The 11,660-nt window shown below is 64.5% G+C and carries 11 protein-coding genes; 5 read left to right on the forward strand and 6 right to left on the reverse strand.

Features of this window, described 5'->3' with window-relative positions; all coding sequences use genetic code 11:
• The first annotated feature begins 1 nt into the window (after nucleotide 1).
• Nucleotides 2-502: a DUF2059 domain-containing protein gene (locus C4S73_RS19040; protein ID WP_103874112.1), complete on the forward strand. Its 501-nt coding sequence runs from the start codon at nucleotides 2-4 to the stop codon at nucleotides 500-502.
• A gap of 100 nt (nucleotides 503-602) precedes the next feature.
• Here C4S73_RS19040 and C4S73_RS19045 read toward each other — a convergent pair whose 3' ends face one another.
• From C4S73_RS19045 to C4S73_RS19060, 4 genes are all read right to left on the reverse strand, one after another.
• Nucleotides 603-2,021 (reverse strand): APC family permease, encoded by a 1,419-nt coding sequence (locus C4S73_RS19045; RefSeq protein WP_103874113.1) that lies wholly within the window; start codon nucleotides 2,019-2,021, stop codon nucleotides 603-605.
• 176 nt (nucleotides 2,022-2,197) lie between these two features.
• The gene (locus C4S73_RS19050) at nucleotides 2,198-3,697 is read right to left on the reverse strand and encodes a tripartite tricarboxylate transporter permease (protein ID WP_103874114.1); all 1,500 of its coding nucleotides are present in this window, start codon (nucleotides 3,695-3,697) and stop codon (nucleotides 2,198-2,200) included.
• Between the two features lie 12 nt (nucleotides 3,698-3,709).
• Entirely contained in the window at nucleotides 3,710-4,189 is a 480-nt protein-coding gene (locus C4S73_RS19055; RefSeq protein WP_103874115.1) for a tripartite tricarboxylate transporter TctB family protein, read from the reverse strand.
• 111 nt (nucleotides 4,190-4,300) lie between these two features.
• Complete coding sequence (locus C4S73_RS19060) at nucleotides 4,301-5,266, reverse strand: Bug family tripartite tricarboxylate transporter substrate binding protein (protein WP_103874116.1); 966 nt, start codon at nucleotides 5,264-5,266, stop codon at nucleotides 4,301-4,303.
• 224 nt (nucleotides 5,267-5,490) lie between these two features.
• Here C4S73_RS19060 and C4S73_RS19065 point away from each other — a divergent pair, with 224 nt between their 5' ends.
• Entirely contained in the window at nucleotides 5,491-6,786 is a 1,296-nt protein-coding gene (locus tag C4S73_RS19065) for an O-antigen ligase family protein (RefSeq protein ID WP_103874117.1), read from the forward strand.
• A 9-nt stretch (nucleotides 6,787-6,795) separates the two neighbouring features.
• Entirely contained in the window at nucleotides 6,796-8,166 is a 1,371-nt protein-coding gene (gor, locus tag C4S73_RS19070) for a glutathione-disulfide reductase (RefSeq protein WP_103874118.1), read from the forward strand.
• A gap of 4 nt (nucleotides 8,167-8,170) precedes the next feature.
• Here the strand turns inward: gor and C4S73_RS19075 are convergent, their stop codons facing one another.
• Nucleotides 8,171-8,899 (reverse strand): methyltransferase domain-containing protein, encoded by a 729-nt coding sequence (locus tag C4S73_RS19075; protein WP_103874119.1) that lies wholly within the window; start codon nucleotides 8,897-8,899, stop codon nucleotides 8,171-8,173.
• 140 nt (nucleotides 8,900-9,039) lie between these two features.
• On the opposite strand from C4S73_RS19075, the gene C4S73_RS28310 reads away from it, so the two are divergent.
• Together C4S73_RS28310 and C4S73_RS19080 are read left to right on the forward strand one after the other, a co-directional pair.
• Nucleotides 9,040-9,207, forward strand: a complete 168-nt coding sequence (locus C4S73_RS28310; RefSeq protein ID WP_160115837.1) for a hypothetical protein — start codon at nucleotides 9,040-9,042, stop codon at nucleotides 9,205-9,207.
• Between the two features lie 76 nt (nucleotides 9,208-9,283).
• Entirely contained in the window at nucleotides 9,284-10,669 is a 1,386-nt protein-coding gene (locus C4S73_RS19080) for a class II 3-deoxy-7-phosphoheptulonate synthase (RefSeq protein ID WP_103874120.1), read from the forward strand.
• A 76-nt stretch (nucleotides 10,670-10,745) separates the two neighbouring features.
• Here the strand turns inward: C4S73_RS19080 and C4S73_RS19085 are convergent, their stop codons facing one another.
• A complete protein-coding gene (locus tag C4S73_RS19085; RefSeq protein WP_160115838.1) occupies nucleotides 10,746-11,627 on the reverse strand; it encodes an outer membrane protein in 882 nt (293 codons plus the stop codon).
• Nucleotides 11,628-11,660: the final 33 nt, after the last annotated feature.

The raw sequence follows: 11,660 nt of genomic DNA on the forward strand, positions 1-11,660 counted from the left end.
CATGATCCGTCACCACCTTGCCTATGCGGCTCTCAGCCTGGCGCTTCTGTGCGGCGCTCCGGCCTTTGCCCAGACGCCCGCCTTGTCGCCGAGCCATCTTCAGGTCGCGCGTGAAATCGTCGATCTGACCGGCGTGTCGCAGAACATCGACGGCATCTACGCGGAGTTCGCAGACAATACCAAGCAGATGGTCGGCACGACCCGGCCCGAAATGGTCAAGGACGTGAACGAGGTCCTGCTGGCCCTCAAGCCCGAAGCCGACAAGCGCAGCGAAGAGGTCACCAAGACCGCGGTCGAGATCTTCGCACGGAAGATGACGGAAGCCGACCTCAAGGAGGTCCTGGCCTTCTTCAAGTCGCCGGTAGGCCAGCGTTATTCGGCGCTGCGGCCGCAGGCGATGGAAGAGATCTACAAGGTGCTCCAGCCCTGGAGCGTCCAGACCAGCAACTACCTCTTCGACCGTTTCTCGCAGGAAATGCGCAAGCGCGGCCATCAGCTCTGAGGCTTCGCCGCGAGGCCCCGCTTCTTTTTGTCTGATCGAGACCTATCGAGGCCGCCGGCAGCATTGCGCATCGGCGGCCTTTTTCATGCGCGGGACCACCTCAGTTGACTGGCCCGCTTCGGCCGAGATCGTCCATCGCCGGTTCGGCCGGACGCACGCCGCTGGCGCGGTTGACCAGCACGGTGACGATCCAGAGCAGCACGCCGATGCCGATCAGGACGCCCGCGATCTTGTATTGAACCGGGTCGCGGCCGGTCCAGGGGCCGGCGAAGAAGGCACAGGCGAGCGCGCCCACAACCGGCAGGGCGGTCGGTGTCCGGAAATGACTGTGCTCCACCTTGTCCTTGCGCAGCACCAGCACGGCGATGTTAACGACGGTGAACACACACAGCAGCAGCAGCGCCGTGGTGCCGCCCAGCGCAGGCACCTCGCCGACGAAGGTGATCAATGCAAAGGCGAGCAGGGTCGTGAAGCCGATCGCGATATAGGGCGTGCGCCGGGTCGCATGGACCTTGCCCAGCAGGGCAGGCAGCACGTGCTCGCGGCTCATGCCGTAGACCAGCCGGCTTGCCATCAGCATGTTGATCAAGGCGCTATTGGCGACCGCGAACATGGTGATGAAGCCGAAGACCCAGATCGGAAAATTTGGCGCGCCGGCCTGCACCACCTTGAGCAGGGGCGTCTCGCCTTCGCCGAGCTGTTCGGGCGGCACCAGCGTGATCGCCGAGATCGAGACGAGGACATAGATCACACCGGTAATGACGAGGCCCGCCAGCAGAACCTTCGGGAAGATGCGGCTCGGGTTCTGGCATTCCTCGGCCATGTTGACGGAATCCTCGAAGCCGACCATGGCGAAGAAGGCAAGCGTCGTCGCCGCGATCACCGGCCAGAACAGGCCGCCATCGCCAGTCGCCTTGAATTCCAGCACGCGCGAAACGTCGCCCTGACCCGCCATGATCGCCATCAAGCCGATGGTGATGATGATCAGCAGACCGGTCAGCTCGACGCAGGTCAGCACGACATTGGCCTTCACGCTTTCGCCGACGCCGCGCAGGTTGACCGCGGCTACGAGCGCCATGAAACCAAGCCCGATCAGCGTGATGCCGATCCCGCCGGACAGGCCGAGCCCGAAGGCGCTCGACATGTTCGCGGCGAAGGCGCGCGATGCGGTCGAGGCCGAGGTGATGCCGGAGCACATCACCGCGAAGGCGACGATGAAGGTGATGAAGTGGATGCCGAAGGCCTTGTGCGTGTAGAGCGCCGCACCGGCCGCCTTCGGGTATTTCGTGACGAGCTCAAGATAGCTGAAGGCGGTGACCATCGCGACGATGAAGGCCACGAGAAAAGGTAGCCAGACCACACCACCAACCTGATTGGCGACCTGGCCGGTCAGGGCGTAGATGCCGGTGCCCAGGATGTCGCCGACAATGAAAAGCAGCAGAAGCCAGGGGCCCATCACGCGATGAAGGCTGGGTTCGGCCGCTGGCGTCGCGGTCGCGGAAAGCGTCGTATCGCTCATGAAGCGTTCTCCGGAGGGCGGGGCGCGGCGCGATCACTCACGCAGGCCCGGCCTTACAGCAACACATTCACGCCACATTTGTTCAACGTCAAACCCTGCTTCTCGGGCGAAGCGGAATCCAGGCGCTGAAAACTGGAAGACGATGCCCGCGGCAGGGCCGGGCATGATGGCAGCCTTTAATCCTCGGCGGCCTTGAAGCGGTTCAGGCCTTTCATCACGAAAGGCGCGACAAGCGCGATGAAGGCGAGGCCGAGCAGCGTTGCCGAGATCGGGTTCTCGAGCAGGATCATCGGATCGCCCAGGCTGATCTGCAGCGCGCGCCGCAGCTGCGCCTCCGCCATCGGCCCAAGGATGAGCCCCACCACCATCGGGGCGACGGGATAGTCGTAGCGCCGCATGAGATAGCCGAGATAGCCGAAGACGAAGAGCATGCTGAGCTCGACCGGCGAGGCGTTGACGGCAAGCGTGCCCATGGTCGCGAAGACCAGGATGCCGGCATAGAGCCAGGGCTGCGGGATCGCCAGGAGCCGGACCCAGATTCCGATAAGCGGCAGGTTGATGATCACCAGCATGACGTTGGCGATGAACAGCGAGGCGATCAGGCCCCAGACCAGGTCGGGCTTCTCGGCAAACAGCAGCGGGCCGGGGTTGAGCCCGTATTGCTGGAAGCCGGCGAGCATGATTGCCGCCGTCGCCGAGGTCGGCAGGCCCAGCGTCAGCAGCGGCACAAGTGTACCCGCCGCCGAGGCGTTGTTGGCGGCCTCGGGGCCCGCGACGCCCTCGATCGCGCCCTTGCCGAACTCGTCGGGATATTTGCAGAGCCGGCGCTCGGTTGAATAGGACAGAAACGTCGGAACCTCGGCGCCGCCCGCCGGCAAAGCGCCGATCGGGAAGCCGAAGGCGGTGCCGCGCAACCAGGGCGCCCAGGAACGCTTCCAGTCCTGCTTGGTCATCCAGAGCGAGCCCTTGATCGGGATGATCTCCTCAGGGGCATGTGCGCGGCGCGAGGCGACATAGAGCGCCTCGCCGACCGCAAACAGGCCGACCGCAAGCGTGGTGACCTCGACACCGTTCAGGAGATCGGGCACGCCGAATGTCAGCCGTGCCTGCCCGGTCAGCTTGTCGATGCCGATGAGGCCGAGCGTGATGCCGATGAACAGGCTGGTCAGCCCGCGCAGCGGGGAATCGCCGAATGTCGCGGAGACCGTGACGAAAGCGACGATCATCAGCGCAAAATAGTCCCACGGACCGAATTTGACGGCGATTTCGACGAGCCAGGGCGCCAGGAAGGCAAGCCCGAAGGTGGCGATCGTGCCGGCCACGAAAGAGCCGATCGCCGCTGTCGAAAGGGCAGGGCCGCCGCGGCCGGCCTTGGCCATTTTCGAGCCTTCGAGAGCTGTCGCAAGCGAAGCGCTTTCTCCGGGCGCGTTGAGCAGGATGGCCGTGGTCGAGCCGCCATACATGCCGCCGTAATAGATGCCGGCGAACATGATCATCGAGCCGGCAGGGTCGAGCTTGAAGGTGACGGGCAGCAGCAGCGCCACGGTGAGCGCCGGCCCGATCCCCGGCAGCACGCCGACAGCGGTGCCAAGGAAGACGCCGACGAGGCAAAACAGCAGCTTGCTCGGCTCGAGAGCGACGCTGAAGCCGTGCATAAGGGCGAGTGTGGTTTCCATGATCGGCCGCCCTCAGAGGAACAGATGTTCGAGCGGCCCCACCGGGAGCAGCAGGGTCAGGAGCTTGGCGAAGACCAGGAAGATCACGAGGCCGAGCACGAATCCGATGAGCGCATCGACGGCCAGCGCCCTGCGGCCGAAGCCACGCGCCGTGCAGGCAAAGACGATGGTGATGGCAACGATGAAGCCGCCGCCGAGCGCGATGCAGGCGATGAGGCCGATCAGGCCGGCCACGATCCAGATAAGGGCCGACCGGTCTGCCGGCTCCGGCTTGGGCAGGCCCTCGCGGAAGGCGACGAAGAAATGCGCCAGGCCAAGCAGGACGAGACCGACGCAGACCACATAGGGCATGGCGGTCGGGCCAATGCCGTAATTCGAGGTGATCGTCTGCTGCGAGGCGTCGTAGGCGACGAAGGCGGCAACGATCAGCAGCAGCACGCCCACGAGCAAGGCCGGCCTGTCGGCACTTCCAGTCAGTTTTTGGTTCGTCATGGCTGGTCCAGGGGGCTGCTGAGGCGGTTGCCGCGTCGCGGGGAGAGGGACTTCAGGCGAGAAAGGGGCCGGTCTCCCGGCCCCTTGCCCATTTTCAGCGGTGCCGGCGGCTCACTTCACGAGGCCGACATCGTGCATGACCTTGGAGACGCGCGCCTCCTCGGCCTTCTGGAAGGCCTCGAACTCTGCGCCGCCGAGATAGGCGTCATCCCACCCGCGGGCCTTGAGGATCTCGGCCCATTCCTTGGTCTTGGTCAGCTTCTCGACCGCGTCGGACAGCGTCTTGCGCTGCTGGGCGCTGAGGCCGGGAGGAGCCACGACCGAACGCCAGTTCAGCAGTTCCAGATTGATGCCCTGCTCCTTGAGGGTCGGGGCATCGGGAGCGTTTGCGAGGCGCTTGGACGAGGAGACGCCGATGACGCGCAGCTTGCCGGCCTTGATCTGGCCTTCGAACTCGCCATAGCCGGAAATGCCGGCGGTCACGCGCCCGCCGAGCATCGCGGCCAAAGCTTCGCCGCCGCCCGAGAACGGGATGTAATTGATCTTCTTGGCGTCGGCGCCGACTGCATCGGCAAACAGGGCGGCGAGGATGTGGTCGGTGCCGCCGGCCGAGCCGCCTGCCCAGGTCACCTTGGCCGGATCGGCCTTGACGCGATCGGCTAGGTCCTTGGCGGTCTTGATCGGCGAGTCCGTCGGCACGACGATGACTTCGGCCTCGGCGGTGAGCCGCGCGATCGGCGTCGTCTGCGACAGGTTGACCGGCGACTTGTTGAGCAGGATGGCGCCGACCATGACGAAGCCGTTGACCATCAGCTGGGAGCCGTCGCCCTTGGCGCCGTTGATCAGCTGGGCGAGGCCGATGGTGCCGCCGGCGCCGGTCACGTTGACGACCTGCACGCTCTTGGCGATGCCGGATGCCATCAGCGCCTGCTGCATGGAGCGGGCGGTGCCGTCCCAGCCGCCGCCGGGCGAGGCGGGCGCCATGATCTTGAGTTCGAGCTGAGCGAAGGCTGCCGTCGAGAGTGCCGCCAGCGCGACTGCCGTCAGCGCGGTACGCTTCAGAATGGATGTCAGCATGAGTTCCTCCGCTCGCGGATTTTCCGCGCATTTATTAGGGCAATCTGGCCAGTGGCACCTTGCCGCATCTCGCGTCAATTGCGCCTGATTGCATAATCATAAGTCAAGAGATTTCGTCCGACAGACGAGTTGGTGATGGTTCTGCGCCCTTCGTTCTACGTCTTTCCGCGGCGAGAGCTACAAGTCTCTGGTCGCTTCGGGCGCGATGGCGTAAGCGCTGCGCAATGAGCTCATCTCCCCTATCCCGCCAGATATTACGGGCCGGCAGCGCGCCGGCATCATGGTCGGGGCGCCTGACGACACTGGGCTATGCGCTGCTTGCCGCACTGCCGCTCGCCATGTGGATCGCGAACCGCTCCGCGCCGCTCGTCCTGGGGATGGCAGCCGCCGCCTTCACTGCCGCAAGTGTGATGGCGGATGGGTGGCGTGCGCCCCTGCGCCGTTTGCTCGACATCCTGCGCAGCCCGGTCGGGTTCGCGATATGTGCCTTCCTGCTCTGGTCGCTCGTCACGCTGGCCTGGAGTCACCGGCCGGCTCAAGGCCTGCGGATGTGGGGTGAGCTCGTGCTGCCTCTGCTCTTTGGCCTCGCCATCACCGCCAGCGACCGTTTTCGGCCGGGGGTGACGCTCAGCCGCGCGCTCGCACTGTCGCTCGTCGCGGCCTCCGTGCTGATCATGGTGGAACTCGGCAGCGGCCTGTCGCAGCGCATCATGCTCGGTGTCGGCAAGCAGTACGGCTTCGTCTTCAATCGGCCGGCGCTGACCTGCCTGTTTCTCGCCGGTGCCGTTCTGCCGGGGCTTTGGAGCCATGTCGGCCCAAACCGGCATGTCGGCGCAAACCGGCGTGACCGTCTTCTTGCCTGGCTTTCTACGGGCCTCGTCGTCGTTGCCGTCATCGCCATGATCTTCGCCTCCGACAGCGGCGCGGCCAAGCTCGGTCTTGCGATCTTGATCGCTGTCTGGGTCGTCGCGCAATTGCTGCCGCGGCTGGCGCTCTGGGCCGTGATGCTCGGCTTCGTCCTGACAATGGCGCTGTCGCCGGTCATCGGCAGGTTAGCCGATGCCGCTTTTCCTCCATCCCTCTACACGGAATTGCAGGAAGCGCATTCGCGCGAACGCGTCGATATCTGGCTGAGCTTCGGCGAGGCGATCCGGGCCCGACCACTGCTTGGCTCCGGCTTCGGCACCTCGGCCGCGCTCGACAGCCACCCCGTCGCGCTCGCCGTGTCGGAGGCGCACCGCCCCATGCTGGCAGTGGGGCATCCGCATAGTGCGCCGATTCAGGCCTGGGTCGAAACCGGCGCGCCTGGTGCGGCGGTCCTCGCCTTCGCCGGCGTAGCCTGCCTCTGGCGCCTGCGCCGGTTGCCTGCCAGCCGGCTCGCGCCCCGGCTGGCGCTGTTTGCTTCGGCGTTCGGGGTGGCTTCGGTCGCGCACGGCGCCTGGCAGGGCTGGTGGATCGCCGCCCTGACCGTGGCGGCGCTTTGGTTGTATGCGGCCTTGCCGGAACCCGGCGGCGAGTGAGGGAATATCATGGCTGAATTCGACGTCGATCTCTTCGTCATCGGGGCGGGCTCCGGTGGCACCCGCGCCGCGCGCATCGCATCCGGCCACGGCGCTCGCGTCATGATCGCGGAGGAGGACCGGATCGGCGGCACCTGCGTCATCCGCGGCTGCGTGCCCAAGAAGCTCTTCGTCTATGCCAGCCGCTTCGCCGAGGAGTTCGAGGATGCGGCCGGCTTCGGCTGGACGGTGCCCAAGCCGAGCTTCGACTGGCTGACCTTGCGCGATGCGGTCGCAAACGAGGTGACGCGGCTCTCGGGCCTGTACCGCAAGGGGCTCGACGGCGCGAAAGTCGCGGTCCGCGAGGAACGCGCCGTGATCGAAGGGCCCAATACGGTGCGCCTCTCGAAGTCCGACGAAATCGTCCGCGCCCGCCATATCCTGGTCGCGACCGGTGGCTACCCGGCCTTCGATCCGCCGATCCCCGGCGGCGAGCTCGGCATCAGCTCGAACGAAATCTTCCATCTGCCGAGCCTGCCCAAGCGCATGCTCGTCGTCGGCGGCGGCTATATCGCGCTCGAATTCGCGAGCCTGTTCGCGCGCCTGGGTGTGGCGGTGACGCTGCTGCATCGCGGCGACAACATCCTGCGCGGCTTTGACGAGGACGTTCGCACCCGCCTGCGCGACGCTCTTGCCCATGCCGGCATCACGCTGCGGCTGGGCTGCACGGTCGACCGCATCGAACTGCTGCCCGATGGTGCCCGCCGCGCCCATTGCGCCAGCGGCAGCCCGATCGACGCCGAGGTCATCCTCGTCGCCACGGGGCGTCGTCCCAATACGGTCGGGCTCGGTCTGGAAGCGGCCGGCGTAAAGCTCGGGCCGGTCGGCCAGATCATCGTCAACGCGCATTCGGCTTCAAGCGTGCCGTCGATCCACGCGGTCGGCGATGTCACCAACCGCATCAACCTGACGCCGGTCGCGATCCGCGAGGGCCACGCCTTTGCCGATTCCACCTTCGGCGACAGGCCCTGGACGATGGACCATCACATCGTCGCCTCGGCGGTTTTCACCACGCCGGAAATCGGCACCGTCGGCCTCACCGAAACGCAGGCGATCGCGGCCGGATACGAATTGCGCATCTTCGAATCCGGCTTCCGCCCGATGAAGGCGACGATTTCCGGCCGGCAGGAGCGCATCTATATGAAGCTCATCGTCGACGTGAAGAGCGACAAGGTGCTGGGCGTCCATATCCTCGGCCATGATGCCGGAGAGATCATCCAGGCTGTTGCCATCGCCGTGACGATGGGGGCGACCAAGGCCGATTTCGACCGTACCATCGCGCTGCATCCAAGTGCGGCCGAAGAACTCGTGACGATGCGGACGGCGCGGGCGGGCAGATAACCGGCTATTTCTTGCAAATGAAGATCCGGTCCAGCCCCTGCAGGCTGAGCGCGTGCTGCTCGGAAAGGCGGAACTGCTCCGCCTCCTGGGGGGTAAAGGCGATCAATTCGACGTGGAAACCTACGGCCTCCAACTTGGTCGCGAAATCCCTGCCATACAGCCGGACATGGTCCCAGCCGCAGATGCGCTCGATCTCCTCTGCCGGCATGCCGGCAGGCGGTTCCCAGGTGTGGGCCCGCTCCATGTCGAGGGGAACCGAGAAAAATGCCAGGCCGCCTGGTTTCAGGACGCGAAAGCACTCGCGCATACCCTGGACGTCTTCCGGAACGTGCTCGAGAATGTGGTGGCAGATCAGATAGTCGAAATAATCAAGTTTAAACTGGATATTAGTGATGTCGACGACCGTATTGGCGACTTTGCTGATTTTAACATCGCCCGCGATATAGGCTGGGTTATTCTTCCATTGCCGGAAGAAAGGTCGTTCCGGAGAAAAATGGAGTACCCGCTGGCCCATCATATCGATGGCGTTTCGGCGGAAATAAAGCCCCATGATCCGGTCGCGCTCCTTGGAAGAGCAGTTCGGGCAGCGCGCCTCGGGGCGGGGGCCGACATCAATAAACCGTCCAGCATACTCACAGATCGGACAGTGGCGCTGAGCGCGAGGCTGCAGGAACTGTCCGGGATTGCGCATCGCGCCACGAAGATATTCCTGAACGAAGACGCTGATATTCATAGAGAAATTTCTGATTTGCGAGGTTTAGGCGTTATAGCTTACGAAGCGTAATGGGAGCTAAACGTTACGTCACAATCTGTCAATGACGCTCGACGCATGCATGGTTCCATTGAGAAACCGCTTCGCCGGGAGAAAGCGTCTTGGTGCTCGACCAGGATCTGATTGAGTTGAATCAGGATCTGAGCCGCCGGAATCAAGATCCGAGCCGCTGGCTCCATCCCATTGTAAGGATTCAGCTTGATCGGGTTCCTGCCGCTGCCGGCCGCCACCGCCGGCGCTTCGCCGCGGATAGCATGGTGGTCTTGTGACCCTGCTGGGTGTATAGGCCCGCTTTCGCGCTGACACGAGGTTAACTGAGCGCGGTTGCAAGCAGGAGCACAGATTATGTCCGAGCGGTGGACGCCCGAGAGCTGGAGGGCAAAGCCTGTCCAGCAGATTCCGGACTATCCGGACCAGGCAGCCTTGAAGGCGGTTGAGCAGCAGCTCGCCGGCTTTCCGCCGCTCGTTTTTGCGGGCGAGGCGCGCAAGCTGAAAAAGGCCCTAGCCAAAGTCGCAAATGGCGAGGCCTTCCTGCTCCAGGGCGGAGACTGTGCCGAAAGCTTCGGCGAGCATTCGGCTGACAACATCCGCGATTTCTTCCGGCTGTTCCTCCAGATGGCGGTGGTGCTGACCTTCGCCGGCGGTTCGCCTGTGGTGAAGGTCGGGCGCATCGCCGGCCAGTTCGCCAAGCCGCGCTCGACCCCCACCGAGACCATCGGTGGCGTCGAATTGCCGAGCTACAAGGGCGACATCGTCAACGACAACGAGTTCACGTCAGAGGCGCGCATTCCCGATCCGCGCCGTCAGCTCGAGGCTTACAGGCAGTCGGCGGCGACGCTGAACCTGATCCGCGCCTTCGCGACCGGCGGCTACGCCAATCTCGACAACGCGCATCGCTGGATGCTGGGCTTCGTCAAGGACGCGCCGGCCTCGTCGCGCTACAATGAAGTCGCCGAGCGCATCACCGAAGCGCTCGACTTCATGCGCGCCATCGGCATCGATCCCGAGACGCATCCGGAGATGCGCACGACGGATTTCTACACCAGTCACGAGGCGCTCCTGCTCGGCTACGAGCAGGCGATGACGCGTACCGACTCGACCTCGGGCGAATGGTACGACACATCGGGCCACATGCTCTGGATCGGCGATCGCACGCGCCAGCTCGACCATGCCCATGTCGAATTCTTCCGCGGCATCAAGAACCCGATCGGCCTGAAATGCGGTCCCTCGACCACCGTCGACGGCCTGCTGAAGCTGATCGAGGTGCTCGACCCGCAGAACCAGGCCGGCCGGCTGACGCTGATCGGCCGCTTCGGCGCCGACAAGGTCTTCGACAACCTGCCTGCGCTGGTGCGCGCCACCAAGCGGGAAGGGCGCAACGTCGTCTGGTCCTGTGATCCGATGCACGGCAACACGGTCAAGGCCGCGAGCGGTTACAAGACGCGCCCCTTCGACCTGATCATGACCGAGGTGAAGAACTTCTTCGCCGTCCATCAGGCTGAAGGCACCCATGCCGGCGGCCTGCATCTGGAGATGACCGGCAAGAACGTCACCGAATGCACCGGTGGCGCGCGCGGCATGACCGATGCGGATCTGAACGACCGCTATCACACGGTCTGCGACCCCCGCCTCAACGCCGAGCAGGCGCTGGAGCTGGCCTTCCTCGTGGCCGAGCTGGTCAAGCACGAACGGTCGGGCCGGGCCCGCCCCGAGGTCGAAGCGGCCGAGTAGCCCGCGACCGCATGCACGACAAGAAAAAGGCCGGGGCGCTCTGCCCCGGCCTTTTTCGCATCAGGATGATGTCGTCTTAGAATTTGAGGCCCGCCGCAACGCGTGCGGTGTTGATCGTCGTCGTCGTGCCCTCGACATCGGCGAAGCGGATCAATTGGTATTCGGCGCGCAGGAACAGATTGTCGGTCAGAGCCATGTCGATACCGCCACCGAGTGTGACGCCGAAGCCGTACACGTTCGTCTTGGCGGCGCCGACCGTGAGCGGATAGCCTGACGCGACGACATTGTTTGAAATTACGCCGGTAATAGGATTGGTCCGGGTGAAGCGCCATGTCGCATCGACCGTGGAGACCGTATCGAATCTGCCCACTGCACCGCCGAACGTAGCAAAGGGCATGATACGGCCATAAGCCCATCCCATGCGAATGCGTGCGGTCGCATAGTCTTGGATCTCCGCGCCCTGGTTAGTCGTCAGCGACCAGCCGTTGATAGTGCCATCTGACGTGACGACCTGCCTGGCGATGAAATCATTGATCGAATATTTATGGCCGGAGCGCGTGTAGTCTGCCTCGAAGCCGAGGATGACATCGCCAAACGCGTAGTTATAGCCTGCAAAACCGAAGAACGTCGCGCCGCTGTCGCGCTTCGACGGCAGATTGTTGACGAATTGGCCCATGTCGTACTCGCTGCCGAGGGTTGTGTTCCGGAAGGCAGAACGAGCGAGATCCTGCAATCCGGTGCCGGGCTTGAACTGGGTGTCGGAAACGCCGGCGCCACCACCGAAATAGAAGCCTGACCACTCGAAGTTGCCGCCCATGTCGCTGGGCGGGGGCGGCACGTCCTCGATCTGCGAACCGCGCAGCACCGGGTAGTCGGCGGCGACTGCGCCTTGCGCCATGGCCAGGGAGCCGGCGAGGAGGGCTGCCGTGCCCAGGGTTGTCATCATGCGGGTACGCATCGTCGCTTCTCCACGGCAGCCGACAGACATCCA

Source organism: Allobosea lathyri (assembly GCF_900108245.1).
Classification (GTDB): Bacteria; Pseudomonadota; Alphaproteobacteria; order Rhizobiales; family Beijerinckiaceae; genus Allobosea; species Allobosea lathyri.

Coding starts and splice junctions, on each gene's coding strand:
- C4S73_RS19065 (WP_103874117.1), top strand. CDS start 5,491: ATGAGCTCATCTCCCCTATCCCGCCAGATATTACGGGCCGGCAGCGCG.
- gor (WP_103874118.1), top strand. CDS start 6,796: ATGGCTGAATTCGACGTCGATCTCTTCGTCATCGGGGCGGGCTCCGGT.
- C4S73_RS19080 (WP_103874120.1), top strand. CDS start 9,284: ATGTCCGAGCGGTGGACGCCCGAGAGCTGGAGGGCAAAGCCTGTCCAG.
- C4S73_RS19055 (WP_103874115.1), bottom strand. CDS start 4,189: ATGACGAACCAAAAACTGACTGGAAGTGCCGACAGGCCGGCCTTGCTC.
- C4S73_RS19060 (WP_103874116.1), bottom strand. CDS start 5,266: ATGCTGACATCCATTCTGAAGCGTACCGCGCTGACGGCAGTCGCGCTG.
- C4S73_RS19075 (WP_103874119.1), bottom strand. CDS start 8,899: ATGAATATCAGCGTCTTCGTTCAGGAATATCTTCGTGGCGCGATGCGC.
- C4S73_RS19040 (WP_103874112.1), top strand. CDS start 2: ATGATCCGTCACCACCTTGCCTATGCGGCTCTCAGCCTGGCGCTTCTG.
- C4S73_RS19050 (WP_103874114.1), bottom strand. CDS start 3,697: ATGGAAACCACACTCGCCCTTATGCACGGCTTCAGCGTCGCTCTCGAG.
- C4S73_RS19085 (WP_160115838.1), bottom strand. CDS start 11,627: ATGCGTACCCGCATGATGACAACCCTGGGCACGGCAGCCCTCCTCGCC.
- C4S73_RS19045 (WP_103874113.1), bottom strand. CDS start 2,021: ATGAGCGATACGACGCTTTCCGCGACCGCGACGCCAGCGGCCGAACCC.